The organism is Kitasatospora sp. NBC_01246, from assembly GCF_036226505.1.
Classification (GTDB): Bacteria; Actinomycetota; Actinomycetes; order Streptomycetales; family Streptomycetaceae; genus Kitasatospora.
Window position 1 is genome coordinate 8,205,646 of sequence record NZ_CP108484.1, and the last position, 17,260, is coordinate 8,222,905.

14 protein-coding genes and 1 pseudogene are annotated in these 17,260 nt (G+C 74.3%); 8 read left to right on the top strand and 7 right to left on the bottom strand.

Annotation, left to right across the window (positions count from 1 at the left end; all coding sequences use genetic code 11):
• Nucleotides 1-26: 26 nt before the first annotated feature.
• The 4 genes from OG618_RS34450 to OG618_RS34465 all read right to left on the bottom strand — a co-directional run bounded on the left by OG618_RS34450 (nucleotide 27) and on the right by OG618_RS34465 (nucleotide 4,974).
• Complete coding sequence (locus OG618_RS34450; protein WP_329491557.1) at nucleotides 27-1,358, bottom strand: RNA polymerase sigma factor; 1,332 nt, start codon at nucleotides 1,356-1,358, stop codon at nucleotides 27-29.
• Complete coding sequence (locus tag OG618_RS34455) at nucleotides 1,331-1,750, bottom strand: YciI family protein (protein WP_329491558.1); 420 nt, start codon at nucleotides 1,748-1,750, stop codon at nucleotides 1,331-1,333. Before OG618_RS34455 ends, OG618_RS34450 begins: the two co-directional genes overlap by 28 nt.
• Before the next feature lie 185 nt (nucleotides 1,751-1,935).
• Complete coding sequence (pntB, locus tag OG618_RS34460; RefSeq protein WP_329491559.1) at nucleotides 1,936-3,411, bottom strand: Re/Si-specific NAD(P)(+) transhydrogenase subunit beta; 1,476 nt, start codon at nucleotides 3,409-3,411, stop codon at nucleotides 1,936-1,938.
• A gap of 6 nt (nucleotides 3,412-3,417) precedes the next feature.
• On the bottom strand, nucleotides 3,418-4,974 hold the full coding sequence (locus OG618_RS34465; RefSeq protein ID WP_329491560.1) for a Re/Si-specific NAD(P)(+) transhydrogenase subunit alpha: 1,557 nt from the start codon (nucleotides 4,972-4,974) through the stop codon (nucleotides 3,418-3,420).
• 315 nt (nucleotides 4,975-5,289) lie between these two features.
• Here OG618_RS34465 and OG618_RS34470 point away from each other — a divergent pair, with 315 nt between their 5' ends.
• From OG618_RS34470 to OG618_RS34480, 3 genes are all read left to right on the top strand, one after another.
• The gene (locus tag OG618_RS34470) at nucleotides 5,290-5,802 is read left to right on the top strand and encodes a hypothetical protein (RefSeq protein WP_329491561.1); all 513 of its coding nucleotides are present in this window, start codon (nucleotides 5,290-5,292) and stop codon (nucleotides 5,800-5,802) included.
• Nucleotides 5,803-5,926: 124 nt separating this feature from the next.
• A complete protein-coding gene (locus OG618_RS34475; protein WP_329491562.1) occupies nucleotides 5,927-6,862 on the top strand; it encodes a GNAT family N-acetyltransferase in 936 nt (311 codons plus the stop codon).
• A 130-nt stretch (nucleotides 6,863-6,992) separates the two neighbouring features.
• Nucleotides 6,993-8,564 (top strand): hypothetical protein, encoded by a 1,572-nt coding sequence (locus tag OG618_RS34480; RefSeq protein ID WP_329491563.1) that lies wholly within the window; start codon nucleotides 6,993-6,995, stop codon nucleotides 8,562-8,564.
• A gap of 203 nt (nucleotides 8,565-8,767) precedes the next feature.
• On the opposite strand, the gene OG618_RS34485 is transcribed toward OG618_RS34480, so the two are convergent.
• Complete coding sequence (locus OG618_RS34485; protein ID WP_329491564.1) at nucleotides 8,768-9,154, bottom strand: VOC family protein; 387 nt, start codon at nucleotides 9,152-9,154, stop codon at nucleotides 8,768-8,770.
• A gap of 477 nt (nucleotides 9,155-9,631) precedes the next feature.
• Between OG618_RS34485 and OG618_RS34490 the strand changes: the two genes are divergently transcribed.
• The 3 genes from OG618_RS34490 (at nucleotide 9,632) to OG618_RS34500 (ending at nucleotide 13,729) form a co-directional block, all read left to right on the top strand.
• Nucleotides 9,632-10,852, top strand: a complete 1,221-nt coding sequence (locus OG618_RS34490; RefSeq protein WP_329491565.1) for an MFS transporter — start codon at nucleotides 9,632-9,634, stop codon at nucleotides 10,850-10,852.
• A gap of 220 nt (nucleotides 10,853-11,072) precedes the next feature.
• Nucleotides 11,073-12,179: an AI-2E family transporter gene (locus tag OG618_RS34495; RefSeq protein ID WP_329491566.1), complete on the top strand. Its 1,107-nt coding sequence runs from the start codon at nucleotides 11,073-11,075 to the stop codon at nucleotides 12,177-12,179.
• Nucleotides 12,180-12,568: 389 nt separating this feature from the next.
• Nucleotides 12,569-13,729 carry a hypothetical protein gene (locus OG618_RS34500; RefSeq protein WP_329491567.1) on the top strand — a complete coding sequence of 387 codons (1,161 nt, stop codon included), beginning with the start codon at nucleotides 12,569-12,571 and terminating at the stop codon, nucleotides 13,727-13,729.
• Nucleotides 13,730-13,825: 96 nt separating this feature from the next.
• Here the strand turns inward: OG618_RS34500 and OG618_RS34505 are convergent, their stop codons facing one another.
• Complete coding sequence (locus OG618_RS34505) at nucleotides 13,826-14,383, bottom strand: pyridoxamine 5'-phosphate oxidase family protein (protein WP_329491568.1); 558 nt, start codon at nucleotides 14,381-14,383, stop codon at nucleotides 13,826-13,828.
• Nucleotides 14,384-14,471: 88 nt separating this feature from the next.
• On the opposite strand from OG618_RS34505, the pseudogene OG618_RS34510 reads away from it, so the two are divergent.
• Nucleotides 14,472-14,985: pseudogene (locus tag OG618_RS34510) on the top strand (zinc-binding dehydrogenase); the annotation flags it as partial.
• Nucleotides 14,986-15,285: 300 nt separating this feature from the next.
• Nucleotides 15,286-16,461, top strand: a complete 1,176-nt coding sequence (locus OG618_RS34515; protein WP_329491569.1) for a macrolide family glycosyltransferase — start codon at nucleotides 15,286-15,288, stop codon at nucleotides 16,459-16,461.
• A 57-nt stretch (nucleotides 16,462-16,518) separates the two neighbouring features.
• On the opposite strand, the gene OG618_RS34520 is transcribed toward OG618_RS34515, so the two are convergent.
• The gene (locus tag OG618_RS34520; protein ID WP_329491570.1) at nucleotides 16,519-17,250 is read right to left on the bottom strand and encodes a hypothetical protein; all 732 of its coding nucleotides are present in this window, start codon (nucleotides 17,248-17,250) and stop codon (nucleotides 16,519-16,521) included.
• Nucleotides 17,251-17,260: the final 10 nt, after the last annotated feature.

The window sequence follows — 17,260 nt, forward strand, 5'->3', positions numbered from 1 at the left end:
GTTCCCGTAGGCGAGATGACGCGGCGTCAGCCGAGCGCCGCCGCCTTGCGCAGCAGGACCGACCGCTCGCGGGCGTTGCGGCAGAGCCGGGCGGCGAGTTCCAGCTCCGCCCGCGCCTCCGCGGTGCGGCCGAGCCGGGAGAGCAGCTCGCCGCGCACGCTCGGCAGCAGGTGGGAGCCGGACAGTCGGCCGGCGGCGGCCAGCGTGTCGACCAGGGGAAGCGCCTCCTGCGGCCCCGACGCCATGGCGACGGCGACCGCCCGGTTGAGTTCGACCACGGGGGAGGGCGCGACCCGGCCGAGCGCCTCGTAGAGCAGCACGATCCGGTCCCAGTCGGTCTCCGGGACGGAGGGGGCCGTGGCGTGGCAGGCGGCGATCGCCGCCTGCAGGCCGTACGGCCCGAGGCCGCGCCCGGCGGCCGTCGCCCGGGTGAGCGCGGCCAGGCCGCGGCGGACGGCGGAGCGGTCCCACAACCGGCGGTCCTGGTCCTCCAGCAGCACGGCCTCGCCGTCCGGACCGGTGCGCGCGGGGAAGCGCGCGGCGGTGAGCTCGAAGAGGGCGAGCTGCCCGAACACCTCCGGTTCCGCGGGCAGCAGCGCGGTGAGCGTGCGGGCCAGCCGGATCGCCTCGTAGGCGAGACCGGGGCGCAGCAGCCGGTCGCCGGACGTCGCCGTCGAGCCCTCGGTGAAGATCACGTAGAGCACGCTGAGGACCCCGCCGAGCCGCTCGCGCCGTTCCGTCGCCGGGGGCAGCTCGAAGGGCACCCCGGCCGCGCCGATCGTCTTCTTCGCCCGGGTGATCCGCGCCTGGACGGTCGGCACGGGTACCAGGAAGGCCCGGGCGATCTCCTCGCTGGAGAGGCCGGCCACCACGCGCAGGGTCAGCGCCGTGCGGGCCTCGGGGGACAGCACGGGGTGGCAGGCCACGAAGATCAGCGCGAGGACGTCGTCCTCGATCCGGTCCGGGTCCCAGGGCGGGTCGTCGGACCGGTCCGCGGGCGGCTCGGCGCCCGAGCTCGCCCCGCCCTCACCGAGCCCGCCGGCCAGCGCGGCGTAGCGGTCGTCGAGGGCGGCGCGGCGGCGGAAGTGGTCGATGGCGCGCCGCCGGGCGGTGTTCAGCAGCCAGCCCACCGGGCTGGCCGGCTCGCCGTCGCGCGCCCAGGCGACGAGCGCCTGGGCCAGGGCCTCCTGCGCGACGTCCTCGGCCAGGTCGAAGTCCCCGGTGTACCGGGTGAGCGCGCCGACGATCCGCGCGGACTCGATCCGCCAGAGGGCCTCGACCGCCCGCCGGGCGGCCGCGCCGCCCGGCGGATCGTCCGGTGCCGGAGGTGTCAGAGCTGGCCGGTCCGCTCGCGCCATGCCCGTTCCTTGATGATCCACTCGTTGTCCTGCGGGAACTCGTCGATCCCCGGCACGCGCCGGATCTCGATCTTGGTGCCGGGGAAGGACGGCAGCCGCTTGGCCCACTCGACCGCCTCCTGCTTCGAGGCCACGTCGAGGATGTAGAAGCCGCCGAACAGTTCCTTGGTCTCACCGTACGGGCCGTCGGTGACAACCGGGGTCTCCCCGCTGACGTCGACCACCACGCCCTGCGCCGCGTCGTCCAGGCCCTCGGCCGCGACGAGCACGCCGGCCCGGATCAGCTCGTCGTTGTAGCGGCCCATGGTCGCGAGCATCTCGTCGAACGGCGTCTCCATCATCTTCGCGATCGACTCGTCGCTGCCCCGCATGATCAACATGTACTTCGCCACGACTGCTCTCCTTCGTCCCGGGGACCGTTCTTCGGTCCTCTCTATCCCAGGTCGAACGGGACGGCCGCGGATCGACACGGCGGCGAAGGAATTTCCGGGCCGGGTCCTTCCGGGCTCTTCCGGGCCCGGAAGGACCCGGCCGACCGTTCCCGCCGCCGGGCCGCGGGAACGGTCGGCCGGGGGGTCTACCCGGCGCTCCGGCCGGCCGCCGCCGTCCGGCGGGCGGCCGGGGCCGGGGCGTCCCGGCCGTCGTCGTCGAGGGCGCGCAGGATGTCCTCGACACTCTGCTTGGCGTCGCCGAAGAGCATGGCGGTGTTCTCGCGGAAGAACAGCGGGTTCTGGACCCCGGCGTAGCCGGAGGCCATCGACCGCTTGAACACGATCACCTGCTCCGCCTCCCACACCCGCAGCACCGGCATGCCGGCGATCGGACTGGTCGGGTCGTCGGTGGCGGCCGGATTCACGGTGTCGTTGGCGCCGATGACGAGGACGACGGAGGTGGCGGCGAGGTCGTCGTTGATCTCGTCCATCTCCAGGACGATGTCGTACGGCACCTTCGCCTCGGCGAGCAGCACGTTCATGTGCCCCGGCAGCCGCCCGGCGACGGGGTGGACCCCGAAGCGGACGTCGACGCCGCGCTCGCGCAGCCGGCGGGTGAGCTCGGCGACCGGGTGCTGCGCCTGCGCCACCGCCATCCCGTACCCGGGGGTGATGACGACCGACCGGGCCTGTGCGAGCTGCCGCGCCGCCTCCTCGGCGCGCACCTCGCGGTGCTCGCCCTGCTCCTCCGTCCCGCCGGACGGCGCCTCGATGCCGAAGCCGCCGGCGATGACGGAGATGAAGGAGCGGTTCATCGCCCGGCACATGATGTACGAGAGGTAGGCGCCGGAGGAGCCGACCAGTGCGCCGGTGACGATGAGCAGGTTGTTGTCGAGCAGGAACCCGGCGGCGGCCGCGGCCCAGCCCGAGTAGCTGTTGAGCATCGAGACGACGACGGGCATGTCGCCGCCGCCGATCGAGGCCACCAGGTGCCAGCCCAGCGCGAGGGCGAGCGCGGTCACCGCGATCACCAGGCCGAGGCCCGGGCTGACGGTGAACCAGACCGTCAGTGCGACGAACACGCCCAGCGCGCCGAGGTTCAGCGCGTTCTTGCCGGGCAGCATCAGCGGCCGCGAGGCGATCCGGCCGGACAGCTTGAGGAAGGCGACGACGGAGCCGGTGAAGGTCACCGCGCCGATGAAGATGCCGATCACGACCTCGGCGTGGTGGATCCGCAGCAGGTCGGCGGCGACGGCGACCTGGGCCGAGCCCCGCGACTCGACCTCCAGGTAGCTGTTCCAGCCGACCAGCACCGCGGCGAGGCCGACGAAGCTGTGCAGCACGGCGATCAGTTCCGGCATCTGCGTCATCTCGACCTGCCGGGCCCGCCACAGCCCGATCACGGCGCCCAGCGCCATCGCGAAGACGATCAGGGCGACCGCGCCGGCGGTGATGCTGCGGGACGCCAGCACGACGGTGGCGACCAGGGCGAGCGCCATGCCGGCGATGCCGTAGACGACCCCGGCGCGGGAGGTGCGGTGCTGGGACAGCCCGGCCAGACTGAGGATGAACAACAGGGCGGCGACCAGGTCCGCGGCATGGGCGGCCGTCGTGGTAGTCATCGGGGCTCAGCCTTTCGAGAACATGGACAGCATGCGGCGGGTGACGGCGAAGCCGCCGAAGATGTTCACGCTCGTCAGCAGGATGGCCACGAAGGACAGGACGGTGACGAGCGCACCCCCGTGTCCGATCTGCAGCAGCGCGCCGACCACGACGATCCCGGAGATCGCGTTGGTCACCGACATCAGCGGGGTGTGCAGGGCGTGGTGGACCTTCCCGATCACGTAGTAGCCGATGACCACCGCGAGCGCGAACACCGTGAAGTTCTCGGCGAGTTGGGCCGGTGCCACGGCGACGAGGAGGAACATCGCCAGCATGCCGAGGCCGATCAGGCCGAAGCGGGCGGCCGGGGTGAGCCGGGGCCGCTTCGGTTCCGGCGCGGCCGGCGCGGCCGCGGGCTGCGCGGCGGGGGCGGCCGAGACGGCCACCGGCGGTGGCGGCCAGGTGACCTCGCCCGCCCGGACCACGGTCACCGCGCGCTGGACCACGTCGTCGAGGTCGAGGACCAGCCGCCCGTCCTTGCCGGGGGTCAGCAGGGTGAGCAGGTTGACCAGGTTGGTCCCGAACAGCTGGGAGGCCTGGGCGGGCAGCCGGGCCGCGAGGTCGGTGTAGCCGATCAGGGTGACGCCGTTGGCGGTGACCACCGTGCGGCCCGCCACAGTTCCCTCGACGTTGCCGCCCTGGGCGGCGGCCATGTCCACCACGACGCTGCCGGGCTTCATCGCCGCCACGTCCGCGGCGGTGAGCAGCCGCGGGGCGGTCCGCCCGGGGATCAGCGCGGTGGTGACGACGATGTCCACGTCCTGGGCCTGCGCGTGGTACAGCTCGGCGGCGGCCCGGTCGTAGTCGGCGGAGGTCGCCTTGGCGTACCCGTCGGTGCTCGCCTCCTGGGCGACCCGCACGGGGAGGTACTCGCCGCCCAACGACTTGACCTGGTCGGCGACTTCGGGCCGCGGGTCGGTCGCCCGGACGATCGCCCCCAGGCTGGAGGCGGCGCCGATGGCGGCGAGCCCGGCCACGCCGGCGCCGGCCACCAGGACCTTCGCCGGCGGGACCTTGCCCGCGGCGGTCACCTGGCCGGTGAAGAAGCGGCCGAACACGTGGGCGGCCTCGATCACGGCCCGGTACCCGGCGATGTTCGCCATCGAGCTGAGCACGTCCATCGACTGCGCGCGCGAGATCCGGGGCACCGCGTCCAGGGCGAGCGCGGTGACCGGGCGCGCGGACAGCGCCTCCAGCAGGTCGGGCCGCTGGGCCGGTGCGAGCAGGCCGACCAGGGTCGCGCCGTCACTCAGCCGGGCGATCTCGTCGGTGGACGGCGCGTTGACCTTCAGGACGATGTCGGCCCGCCAGGCGTCCCCGATCCGCGCGCCGGCCTCGGTGTAGGCCTCGTCGGCGAAGCCGGAGGCCGCGCCGGCCTCGGACTCGACCGCGACCTCGTAGCCGAGCGCCAGCAGTCCGCGCACCGTCGAGGGTGTCGCGGCGACGCGGGTCTCCCCGGTGGCCGATTCGGCGACCACACCGATGCGCAGCGGGGGGTGGTGCGTGGCGTCCTGTGCAGACATCACTCGTGCCTCTCTCGTCGGAGGAACTCTTGACGGCGGGACCTGCGCCCGAAGGGGGAGTCTCCTCCCCTTGGACGCAGGAACCTACCCGCCCGGGCCCTGCCGGGGGACGGGGCGAAGCCGTGACATGCTTCACCCGTTCGCGCCCTGTCGGGCGGGTCGGGTCGCGTGCTCGCCACCCGGGTGCGCCCCGGGTGTCGAGCCATCCTCGCTCCGCAGCAAGGTTTCTGACACCCCGTCCGATCGGCCGTCGCTTCGCGCCCGCGTTCGGTAACAAAGGTTGCCAGATGCGTTTTCGGAAACTAGGGTTGTCGCATGACTTCGGCTGGGATCACCCTGGAAGAGCAGGCGCAGCTGGCCAAGGCGCTCCTCGACGCCCTGAATCCGCTCGCCTCGGCCCTCCACGCGCGCACGTCCGGGCTGCCCGAGGAGCGGATGTGGGAGGCGGAGCCGGTCGAGGTGGCCCTGTCCGTCCTCGCCGCCTGGAAGGTGGTGGACGCGGAGGTCAAGCGGCTGACGGCGATCGCGGCCGGCACCGCCGGCTCCTACGGCGCGAGCTACGAGCAGCTCGGTGCGGTGTGGGGGATCACCCGGCAGGGCGCGCGCAAGAAGTGGCCGGAGGCGGTCACCCGCCCCGCGGCGCGGGCAGGCGCGGCCCTGCGGCTGTTCGGCGGTACGGCCGAGCTGGTGCGGGCCCCGGAGTCCGGCGGCTGGAGCTGGTCGGGCGAGGGTGCGGACGGCACGCACGGCGCCGCTGACACCTGGTGCGCGAGCAAGGAGGAGGCCGCCGCCCACGCCGGAGCCTTCCTGGCGGCGCACGCCGCCTGACAGTGACGATGTTCATGAGCGTCTCCCGGCGGGGTCTGACCCACCGCCTGACTGACCCTCGCTGACCGGCCACCCCGCCGGACGGAGGTGGCCGGGGCGGTCGGGCTCGTGTGATCATCTCCGGATGATCTTCCGTGCTGCCACCGCAGACCCCTCCGACCTGGACCGTGCCGTCGCCTACCCGGCCGACGGCCCCGTCCCCGCCCTGACCGCCGAGAAGGTCCGCGAGGAGCTCGCCGAGAACCGGATCCGCCCCGAGTGGGTCTGGGTCGCCCAGGACGAGGACGGCGGGATCCTGGCCCGCGCCCTGTGGTGGGGCCGTTCCGACAGCGAGCGCCCGATCGCGCTGGACTGCCTCCAGGTCCGCGCGGGGGTGGCCGATCCGGCCGCTGTCGCCACCGCCCTGCTGGAGGCCGGCCACGCCGCCTTCGGGAACCGTCCGGGCTACCACATCTCGCTGCCGCGCGGCTGGCGGGCGGAGCCCGAACTGGCCGAGGCGGTCGCCTGGCGCCGGCAGGCGGCGGAGCGGGCCGGTCTGACCCGGGAGATCGAGCGGCTCCGCTACGAGTGGACCCCGCGGCGCGGGACCGCCGAACCGACCGGGCGGCTGGTCTTTCGCGAGGGCACCGACGAGGAGTTCCTGGAGGCCTTCGTGCGCCTCTCGCAGGACAGCCTCGACCTGGCGACGCAGAACGAGCTGCTCACCATGGATGCCGGGCAACTGGCCCGGGAGGACTTCGACTTCTACCTGAGCTGCCCCGGCGAGCGCTCGTGGTGGCGGCTGGCCGAGCTCCCGGACGGCACGCCGGCCGGGATGGCGATCCCCTCCGCGACGCCCTACCACCGCAACGTCGGCTACCTGGGCGTCGTGCCGGAGCAGCGCGGCAGGGGCCTGATCGACGAGATCCTGGCGGAGATCACCCGCTTCCACGCGGCGGCGGGCGCCGAGCGGATCACCGCGACCACCGACACCGTCAACGTCCCGATGGCCGCCGCGTTCGACCGTGCCGGGTACGAGGTCACCGAGATCCGCCTGGTCCTGGAGTGCCCCCCGCGGTAGCCCGGGGACCGGTGGCGACCGGCGCAGGTCGCCACCGGCTTCCGGAATCTGACGCGCCGTCATCCACTTGTGTCCGGTTCGGAACACGGTGCGCGGCGTGCCCGTGCCACGGGCGGGGGAGGCTCGGGGAATGCGCGGGACGGGGGAGTGGGGAGCGGTCCGGCCGGTCGTCCGCTGGGCGGGACACCCGGGGACGTCGGGCGCCGTGCTGGTGCTGCTGGTCAACGACCATGTCGCCAAACGGCTCTGGCCGGGCGCGGTCACCGGGAAGGTCAGCGACCTGGCGTGGATGCTGGTCTCGCCGGTGGTCCTGGCCCTCCTGCTGACGCCGCTGCCGCGCCTGCGCGGTGACCGCCCGGCGATCGCCGGGCTGGCGGTCACGGCGGTGATGTTCACCGTCGCGAAGTCCGGCGAGGCCGGTGGCGAACTCGCCTCGACCGTCTGGTCGTGGAGCGGCGTACCGAGCCGGATCCAGGGGGACCGGAGCGACCTGCTGGCCCTGCCGGCGCTGGGCGTCTCCTGGTGGCTGTGGAAGCGGTCGCGGGCGACGCGGCGGCCCCGGCGGTGGGCGGCCCTGCTGGGCGTGCCGCTGGCCGTGGTCGCCATGGTGGCCACCTCCAAGATCGGGGAGCCGCCGCGGCCCGTCCTCTGGCACGCCGGGGCGCGGGCGATCCTGGACACCGAAGCCGGCCGGTGGGCGTCGCAGGACGGCGGCGCGACCTGGACCGAGGAGAAGCGGTCCGGTGACGTCGAGAAGTCCCGGCGGAACAGCCGGCCGCAGGACGGCCACTGCCTGGAGGGCGAGCCGGGGCCGTGCTTCCGACTGCTCGACTCCACCTCGCCGATCGAGATCAGCGAGGACGGCGGCCGGACCTGGCGGGCCGCGTTCGACCCCGGTCCGCCGTGGCGCGACGAGCCGCTCCCGCCCCCGACTCCGTCACCCACCGGCGTGGACGGGGAACCGGTCGACCCCGCCGTGCCGTCCCCTGCCGTGCCGTCCCCTGCCGTGCCGGCCCCCGGCGCGGAACCGACCGGGGGCCGCGCCGGGTACCCCGCCGACCTGTTCATCGTCCCCGCGCCGGAGGGCTGGGCGGTGCTGGCCCACTACCCGGGCGGCGGACTGGTGCGCGGCACCCCCGACGGCACCTGGTCGCGCCGGAGTTACCCCGTCCACCAGGCGATCGTCGTCCCCGAGCAGCCCCGCCGTCCGGCGCTGGGCCTGCCCGTGGCGCTGACCGCCGGTTTCGCCGGCGTGCTGGCGGCCACGGGCGCCCGGCTGCTGGTCGCCGCCGGACCGGCGGGGCGGTCGCGCGAGCTGCTGCTCCTGCTGCTCCGTCAGGGGATCTGCCTCCTCTGGGTCCGCCTCGCGGCGTACCTCTGCGGCGGCGCGCTGTTCTGGAAGGTGCCCGGGGTGCTGCCGGCGAGTGTGCTGACGGTGGGCCTGCTGCCGATGCTGTGGTTCCTGCGGCGCGGCCCCGCGCCGACCGGCCGCGCGGTTCCCGTCCTGGCCGTCCTCGGCTCCGGGGCCGCCGCGGTGGCGCTGATCCCCTACGTCCACTGGGCGGCCCACCGGCTGGCGGCCTGGTCGGACGCCTCGGACCAGGCCTTCCTCTGGGCCCTCGCCGCCACGGCCGCCGGCGCGGCGGTGGGCGCGGCGGTGGGCGCCCTCGGCCGCCCCGCGAGGCGGCCGAGGCGGGTGTGACGCGACGAGGCGGGTGTGACGCGACCGCTCGGGGTACGAGCGGCCGGTACCGGAGCGCCTCGCCGGTGATCGCCTCGATCCCACGAGCTCGCTCCCACCGGCGGGGGAGCGGTTCCGGTCGGTTCGGCGGGGCCCGTCACCGTCCGACGCACGGGCCCACCCCGCGGGCGGCTCCCGGGGGCCGCCCGCCGCCGTGACCGCTCCTACCCGCCGTGCACGAGCTGGATCAGGTTGCCGCAGGTGTCGTCCAGCACCGCCGTGGTCACCGGGCCCATCTCCTGCGGCTCCTGGGTGAAGCGGACCCCGAGCGCGCGCAGCCGCTCGTACTCGGCGGGCACGTCGTCCACGGCGAAGGAGGCTGCCGGGATGCCGTCCTCGACCAGCGCCGTCCGGTACGGCCGCACCGCGGGGTGGCCGCTGGGCTCCAGCAGGAGCTCCGTGCCGCCCGGATCCTCCGCCGAGACGACGGTCAGCCACCGGTCCTGGCCGAACGGGATGTCGTGCTTCGTCACGAAGCCCAGCACCTCGGTGTAGAAGCGCAGGGCCTCGGCCTGGTCGTCGACGAAGACGCTGGTCAGGTGGATCCTCATGGACTACTGCTCCCGGGGTCACGATGCGTTCGGTGGGCACGTGGGTGACGGCGGCCGGAGCCGGCCGGTCCGGCCCGGCGTGCGGACGGCTCTGACGCCCCGGGCCGGCCGTCCCGTTCTACCAGGCCGTCCGGAGCGGAGGCAGCCTCGGCCCCGCCGTGTCGCGACCGGGAACGCCCCCTGGGGGCGCGCCGGGAACCGGGTGGTTTGTCCGGCCGGATCCGGGTGAGAAGAGGACCGGGTGGGAAGACCGTGACCCGGGCGGCGGGTACCCCCACTCCCCGCCGTCCGGGCCCGTCCCGCCACGGCTCAGAGCCCGGCCACCGTGACGACCGCTACCGGCGGCCGGGCGGCACGCCGAATCCGTGCCGCGTCCCGCCGTGACGCCCTGAGCCCGCACCCTCCTCCCGGGGAGGGCCACGGCCATTCGGCGCAGCCCGGCCCGCGCGTCGCCGACCCGGTGCCTAGCGTGGGCGGATGACCGATCGTCGGATCGCGCGGCCGGCCGCCGGACGGCTGGGCTACCTGGGGGCTGCCGCCGCCTTCGCCGTCTGCATGGCGGGCACCACGCTGCCCACCCCGCTGTACGGGCGCTACCAGGCGGAGCTCGGCTTCTCCGAGCTGATGGTGACGGTCGTCTTCGCTGTCTACGCGTTCGGCGTGATCGGTGTCCTGCTGCTCGTCGGCAACGTCTCCGACTCCGTCGGCCGCCGGCCCGTGCTGCTCGCCGGGCTGGCGCTCGCGGCCTGCAGCGCCGTCGCCTTCCTGGCGGAGGGCGGTCTGCCGCTGCTCTGCCTGGGGCGGCTGCTGTCCGGCCTGTCGGCGGGTCTGTTCACCGGGACGGCCACCGCGTACGTGCTGGAACTCGCCCCGCCGGGGCGCGAGGCCAGGGCGGGTTTCGTGGCGACCGCCGCCAACATGGGCGGCCTGGGCTGCGGCCCCCTGCTGTCGGGGCTGCTCGCCGAGTACGCGCCCGGGCCGCTGGTGCTGCCGTTCGTCGTGCACCTGGTGCTGCTCGCCGCTTCGTTCGCGGTCCTCTGGTTCCTCCCGGAGACGGTCGACGGGGCCCGGCCGCTGCGCACCGCCCGGCCGCACCGGCCGTCGCTGCCACCGGAGGTCCGGGGGGTGTTCGTGCCGGCCGGGATCGCCGCCTTCGCCGGCTTCGCCCTGCTGGGCGTCTTCACCTCGGTCAGCCCCGCCTTCCTCGCCGAGAGCCTGGACGTCCACAACTCCGCGGTCGTCGGCCTGATCGTCTTCACGGCCTTCTTCGCCTCCACCCTCGGGCAGCTCCTGGTGCCCCGCCTGGGTACGGCACGGGCGATCCCGCTCGGCTGCCTGGTGCTCATCGCCGGGCTGGCCCTGCTGGCCGCCTCGCTCGCCCGGACCACCCTCCCGCCGCTGGTGCTCAGCGCCCTGGTGGGCGGCGCCGGCCAGGGCATGGGCCTGCGCGGCGCGGTGGGCGAGATCGCCGCCGCCGCTCCCGCCGAGCACCGCGGTGGCGCGCTCTCGGCGCTCTTCGTGGTCGCCTACTTCGGCATCTCGATCCCGGTCATCGGGGTCGGCCTGCTCGCCGAACCGCTCGGCCTGGCCGACGCCGGCCTCGTCTTCGCCGCCTGCATGGCCGTCCTCGCCGCCGCCTCCGCGCTCTACCTGCTGCGCCGGGCCCGCACCGCCCACCGACCGCGCGCCGGCCAGTGACCCCGCACCGCCCACTGACCGCGGCCGGCCACCCGCTTGCCGCCCGGCCTCCCGCTCCGTCGGCGCGGGAACCGCCCGTGCGGCGTCCCACCCGCTATCCATGATCCATGTCGCCTGCGCACCCCCGTAGCCCCCGGTCCCACCGCCGGCCCCCGACGCCGGGCGGCCGCCCACCCGCGCGTGGTGCCGGGCCGGCGGGCGCGGCGGCCGACGGTGCGGCATGCGGGTGAGACGGCCCGGGCCGCGCAAAAGGCCGGCTCCCGCGGCGGCCGCTCCCGGCGCGGGCCCGGGGCTGCGCCGGCTCTCCGACTACGCCTGGCGACTGCTGGTCGTCGCGGTGGCCGCGTACCTGGTGCTGACGGTGCTGGGGCAGTTCCACCTGATCACGCTGGCCGCCTTCCTCGCCCTGGTGATCACCTCGGTGATCCGCCCGCTGGTCGACCTGGCGGCCCGCGCGGTACCCCGCCCGCTCGCCGTCCTGATCGGCCTGGCGGTGGCGCTGCTGCTGCCGGCCGGCCTGCTCGCGCTGATCGGCGAGAACGTGGCGGACGACGTGTCACGCCTCGCCAGGGAGTTCCAGGGCGGCCTGGACCGGCTGGAGAAGCTGCTGAAGGGACCGCCCCTCCACCTGGAGCCGACGTCCTTCGACGACCTCAAGCAGAAGGTCTCCGACTTCGCCGCCAAGCACCGCGCGACGCTGATCAGCACGGTCGTCAACGGCGCCCACCGGGCGGTCGAGATCGGGACGGGCGCGGCGCTCGCGCTCTTCATGTCGGTGTTCTTCCTGCACTCCGGCGAGCGGATGTGGCGCTGGACCGCCGCCCAGCTGCCGCCGGCCGCCGCCGACCACCTCGACCGGGGCGGGCGGGTGGCCTGGCGGACCTTCGCCGGCTACACCAGGGGCATCTTCGTCGTCGCGGCGAGCAACGCGATCATGGTCGGCATCTCGCTGTTCCTCCTCGACGTGCCGCTCGCCCTGCCCCTGACGGTGCTGGAGTTCCTCGCCTCGTTCGTCCCGCTGGTCGGCTCCCCGATCGCGATGCTGGTCGCCGCCCTGGTGGCGCTGGCCGCCCGCGGCCCGGTGATCGCGATCGTGGTGCTGCTGCTGATCGTGGTGATCGGCCAGATCGAGGGCCATCTGCTCCACCCGCTGGTGATGAGCCGGGCGGTCAGCCTGCACCCGGTGGTGGTCGCGGTCTCGGTGCTCGCGGGCAGCATCGCGGCCGGGGTGATCGGCGCGGTGGTCGCCGTCCCCGCCGTCTCGGTGCTCTGGTCGGTCTACGCCGAGCTGCGCCGCCCGCGACCGGCGCCGCCGTCGACGCCCTGACGGCGAGGAAGGATCCACCGGGTACGAACGGATGGCGAGCTCCGGCGGCGCGGGGCGAGGTCTTTCGGACGCGCCGTCGGTGCGCGACCGGCGGTGGCACGCAAGGCCGTTCACGACCGGGTGTCGGACAGGTGTTCAAGAGATGCCAAAATAATGGCGCACCCCCTTGCGGATTGTGTGATCAGATGTGAGGTCGCTGTGGCGCTTCCTGCCACAGGGGAGGGATCGGCCTGCCCCCGCACCAGGCCCCGTCACACAGGAGACGTACCATCAACACCGCTATCCGCCGGGCCGCGCGCGGCGCAGTTCCCGTCGTCGTCAGTGCCTCCGTCCTCGCCGCTGGCCTGACCGCCTGTGGGACGGTCGAGCAGCTCACCGCCGCCCAGAAGGTGACCAAGGCCTTCGACAAGCTCGGCGACAGCAAGGCCGCCGGCCTCACCTTCTCCGTGGACGCCTCGCCGGAGCAGATCGTCGCCTTCGGCAACGCCACCGGTGACAAGATCGAGCAGAAGACCGCCGAGGCGCTGTCCGGCCTGAGCATCTCGGTCGCGATGGCCGCCGACAAGCCGCTCAAGGACCTCGACACCTTCAAGAACACCCGGGGCGCCGGCAAGGAGGTGACGCCGGACAAGTCGCTGCGCGTCTCCTACCTGCTCGCCGACAAGAAGGGCACCGCGCTCCTGGAGTTCCGTCAGGTCGACGCCAAGGCGTACGTGCGCGCCGACGCCAAGGGCCTGGTGAAGCTGGTCGGCGAGGACCCGGCGGAGGTGGACGCGGTCGCCGAGGACCTGCCCACCGAGCTGAACCCGGTCAAGGACGTGCTGGCCGGCAAGTGGGTCGCCTTCGACCTGCAGGAGCTCGCGGACACGGCCAAGAAGCCCGCCGACGCCGGCACCCCCGCCCCGTCCGGCCGGCCCACGCTGGACCCGGAGACCGCCGAGCAGCTGGCCGTCTCGCTGAAGGACGTCTTCTCCCGGACCGTCACCTTCGACGACAAGGGCAAGAAGGACGGCGCCGAGCACCTCCTGGTGAGCGCCCCGGCCCGACAGCTGACCGACGAGCTGCTGAAGGCGCTCAAGCCGCTCTCCGCGAAGCTCCCCGAGCAGTTCGGCAAGCTCCCCACCAAGGTCCCGGACGACCTGGCCGACACCAGGATCGGCGTCGACCTGTACCTGAAGGGCGGCACCTTCTCCTCGGCCACCTTCGACCTCGCGCAGCTGGAGCCCAAGGCCGGCCCGGGCAGCACCTTCCCGGTCAAGCTCGCGTTCAACAGTTCCGCCCCGGCGGTCCAGGCGCCCGCCGACGCGGTGAAGATCACCGACAAGGACATCCAGAACGCGACGCTCGCCCTCGTGAGCGCCGCCGCCGGTGAGGCCGGTGGCCCCGGTGCCCCCGCCGGCGCCGGCCGGCCCGGCACCCCGGGCAAGCCGCTGACCGACGCCCAGGTCAAGGAGCTGGTCGGCCTCGGCATGCCCGAGCAGCAGATCCAGGTCTTCAGCCGGCTCGGCATGGACTACGAGGAGATCAAGAGCCTCGCCCAGGAGGGCTGAGAGCGGTCCGGAGGAGCCGGGGCGTGATGAGTCGGTTCAGCCGGCCCGCCACGCCCCGGCGCTCGTCGGGGCCCGTCCGGCCGCGGCCGTCGTCGCTCAGAACGTCCACCGGGTGTGGCTGTAGACCCCGTCGTCCCGGCCGAAGCCGTACGCGGTGACCGGCGCCACCGCGAACACCGTCACGCTCCCGTTCCGGAACGCGTCCCCGATCCCGTGGAAGGTGCCCTCGGGCGAGGTGATGTGCGAGCCGTACTGCGACTCGTACGCCGTGATCACCGCTTCCAGCACCGCCGGATCGGTCACCGGCTCGGCCGTGCCCTCGATCACCAGGTCGAGGCCCTCGGTGAGCGAGTTCCCCCCGGTCGTCAGCGCGCAGTGCCCGTCATGGGCGAGGTTCCTGGCCTTCTGCTCGTCCGGGCCGGTGGAGAAGTACAGCACCCCGTCGTGCCAGGCGGCGATCACCGGAGTGACGTGCAGCCGGCCGTCGGGCCGCACCGTCGACACCCAGAAGATCTCGGCGGCCTCCAAGCGGCGCCGGGCCTCGGCCCACGGCGTGGCCGTGACCTCCTCGGCGCCCGGACGGGGGCGGAGCGCGGAGCTGTAGCGGGCGTCGAGCTCGGTGGTGGGCTGCTGCGCGGATCCGTGGGCCTGCATGGCGGTTCCTCCTCACCTGTGGTCACCCTCCGGGTCATTCTCCCCGCCGCCCGCCGGCCCTGCCACGCGTCCGTCCCCCGCCGGCGACCCGGGCGACCGGGGCCGGGTGGTCGGCCTCGGCGGCCTCGGCCACGTGGCCGTCAAGCTCGCGCACGCGCTCGGCGCCGAGGTCACCGTCCTGTCGCAGTCCCTGCGCAAGAAGGAGGACGGCCTGCGGCTGGGCGCCGACCACTACTACGCCACCGGCGACCCGAAGACCTTCGAGGCGGCGGGCCGGTACGACCTCGTCCTCAACACCGTCTCCGCGCCGCTCCGCCGCCTACCTGTCGCTGCTGCGCACGGACGGCACCATGGTGAACCTGGGCCTCCCGGAGGAGCCGGTGCGGCTGACCCTCCAGGCGCTGTCGGGCAACCGCCGCAGCCTCAGCAGCTCGGGCATCGGGGGCATCGCCGAGACCCAGGAGATGCTGGACTTCTGCGCGGCGCACGGCGTCGGCGCCGAGATCGAGCTGATCGGCGCGGACGAGATCAACGAGGCCTACGAGCGGGTCCTCGGGAGCGACGTCCGCTACCGCTTCGTGATCGACACCGCCACCCTGTGAGGCCCCGCGCGCTCGGCCGAGCGAACGCGGGATCAGGTCGAAGCGCGGCCCGGCGCCGACAGCCCGGGGTCCGGCCGCCCGCGGCCCGAGGCCGCCGTAAATGCCGTGCGCGGCGGCCGGGTTGCGGGTTAGGGTCCTGAACATGTGCTTCCACCAGATCTACGGCTGACGGGACGGGGCAGGCCCCCGTCCCGTCTCGCAGACCCGAGTGACGCTCCGCCGGCGGGCTCTCCCGCGCCGGGCCGGGCGCACGGGTCTGCCGTGTCCTCCCCGCCGCAGACCTGAAACGAGTGATCGCCCATGTCCCGTCGCCGTGCCCACATCGCGATGGTCGGTGTCCCCGCCGTCAGCCACGTCCTGCCCAGCCTTGAGGTCATCCGCGAACTGGTGGCCCGCGGCCACCGGGTGACCTACGCCAACGACCCGGCGGCCGCCGCGCTGATCGAGGCCACCGGCGCCGAACTGGTCCCCTGCGCCTCCGTGCTGCCGGTCGGTGACCAGAGCTGGCCCGATGACCCGATCGCCGGGATGGACCTCTTCCTCGACAACGCCGTCCAGGCCCTCCCGCAGCTGCGCACCGCCTACGACGACGACCCCGCGGACCTCTACCTGTACGACATCGGCGGCTACGCCGCGCGTGCCCTCGCCGAGTCCCAGGGCCGCCCCGTCGTGCAGCTGTCCCCGACCTTCGTGGCCTGGCAGGGCTACCACCAGGAGGAGGCGGTCCAGCTGCGGGAGCTGCCGGGGGCCGCCGCCCACCGGGCGAGGTTCGCCCGCTGGTTGGCCGAGAGCGGCGCCACCACCACCGACGTGGACGCCTTCGCCGGTCTCCCCGTCCGGGTCCTGGCCCTGATCACGCGGGCGATGCAGCCGAACGCCGACCGGGTCGACGCGGACGCGGTGACCTTCGTCGGCCCCTGCTACGACCTGAGCGCGGGCGCGGACGCCTGGACCCGCCCCGCCGGTGCCGAGAAGGTCCTGCTGATCTCGCTGGGTTCGGCGTTCACCCGCCGCGCGGAGTTCTACCGGCAGTGCCTGGCGGCCTTCGGCGACCTGCCGGGCTGGCACGTCGTCCTGCAGATCGGGAAGTACACCGACCCGCGGGACCTCGGCACCGTCCCGTCCAACGTCGAGGTGCACCCGTGGGTCCCCCAGCGGGCGATCCTGGCGCAGGCGGACGCCTTCGTCACCCATGCGGGGATGGGCGGCTGCGGCGAGGGGCTGCTGGCCGGGGTGCCGATGATCGCCGTCCCGCAGGCCGTCGACCAGTTCATGAACGCGGACCGTCTGGTGGAGCTGGGGGTGGGCCGCCGGATCGACACCGAGGACGCCTCGGCGCAGACCCTGCGGACGGCGCTGGCCGAGCTCGTCGGCGACCCGGAGGTGGCCCGCCGCTCCGCGCGGCTGCGGGCCGGCGCCCGGGCCGAGGGCGGCACCCGGCACGCCGCCGACCTCATCGAGCGCATGCTGGACTGATCGCCCGGGCGACCCGGCCGGGGCGGTGGGCCCGACCCGGCCGGGGGCCGCGCGGGATCAGCGGTGCGGTGTGCCGCCGACGAAGTCCTTCAGGGCGTCGAGGCGGGTCCGGCGGTCGGGCGGGTAGCGCCGCAGCGCGCGCTCGGCCTTGCGCGAGCCGGGGCGGTAGCGCCAACGGGCCCAGGGGGAGGTCGGCTTGGCCAGCCGCAGGATGCCGACCAGCCCGACCACCAGGGGCACCAGCAGGCCGATCACCCCGAGCGCCGTCTTGCCCTTGAGGATCGTGCCGACGCACAGCGCCAGGTTGACGAGCATCAGCGCGGCGAAGACCAGGTGGTTGGCCGTGCCCTGACCCACATCGGAGAACGGGTTGAACCCGGCGACCAGCAGCAGGCCGACCGCCACCGCGAGGAACGCCGCGTCGACCGACTTGCGGCCCTCCTTCGCCCAGTAGACGTCCTCCAGGTGCAGCCAGAGCGCGAACTCGTCCACGGCCAGGGCGGCGCCGGCGCCGAACAGCACGGCCAGCACCTGCGCCCCGGGACTGTCCGGCCGGTAGGAGAACTCGATGGCGCCCGCCACCAGCATCGCGAGGATGCCGTACACCTGGTGGTGCACATGGGTGCCGCCGACCGCGACGTCGCGGAACGGTCCGCGGCCCGCCCTGATCAGCCGGGTGACCACCCTGGTCCCGGCGAAGGTCAGCACGAACGCGCCGAGCATCCAGAGCCCGACGCCGTGGTTGGGGACGGTGATGACCACCTCGACCTGGACCGATGCGCTCCGCACGGCGGTTCCG

What these genes read in the sequence shown, in the direction of transcription:
- pntB (WP_329491559.1), bottom strand. Translation starts at nt 3,411, where the DNA reads ATGACTACCACGACGGCCGCCCATGCCGCGGACCTGGTCGCCGCCCTG.
- OG618_RS34485 (WP_329491564.1), bottom strand. Translation starts at nt 9,154, where the DNA reads ATGAGGATCCACCTGACCAGCGTCTTCGTCGACGACCAGGCCGAGGCC.
- OG618_RS34470 (WP_329491561.1), top strand. Translation starts at nt 5,290, where the DNA reads ATGACTTCGGCTGGGATCACCCTGGAAGAGCAGGCGCAGCTGGCCAAG.
- OG618_RS34480 (WP_329491563.1), top strand. Translation starts at nt 6,993, where the DNA reads ATGCGCGGGACGGGGGAGTGGGGAGCGGTCCGGCCGGTCGTCCGCTGG.
- OG618_RS34490 (WP_329491565.1), top strand. Translation starts at nt 9,632, where the DNA reads ATGACCGATCGTCGGATCGCGCGGCCGGCCGCCGGACGGCTGGGCTAC.
- OG618_RS34505 (WP_329491568.1), bottom strand. Translation starts at nt 14,383, where the DNA reads ATGCAGGCCCACGGATCCGCGCAGCAGCCCACCACCGAGCTCGACGCC.
- OG618_RS34450 (WP_329491557.1), bottom strand. Translation starts at nt 1,358, where the DNA reads ATGGCGCGAGCGGACCGGCCAGCTCTGACACCTCCGGCACCGGACGAT.
- OG618_RS34475 (WP_329491562.1), top strand. Translation starts at nt 5,927, where the DNA reads ATGATCTTCCGTGCTGCCACCGCAGACCCCTCCGACCTGGACCGTGCC.
- OG618_RS34515 (WP_329491569.1), top strand. Translation starts at nt 15,286, where the DNA reads ATGTCCCGTCGCCGTGCCCACATCGCGATGGTCGGTGTCCCCGCCGTC.
- OG618_RS34465 (WP_329491560.1), bottom strand. Translation starts at nt 4,974, where the DNA reads ATGTCTGCACAGGACGCCACGCACCACCCCCCGCTGCGCATCGGTGTG.
- OG618_RS34495 (WP_329491566.1), top strand. Translation starts at nt 11,073, where the DNA reads ATGCGGGTGAGACGGCCCGGGCCGCGCAAAAGGCCGGCTCCCGCGGCG.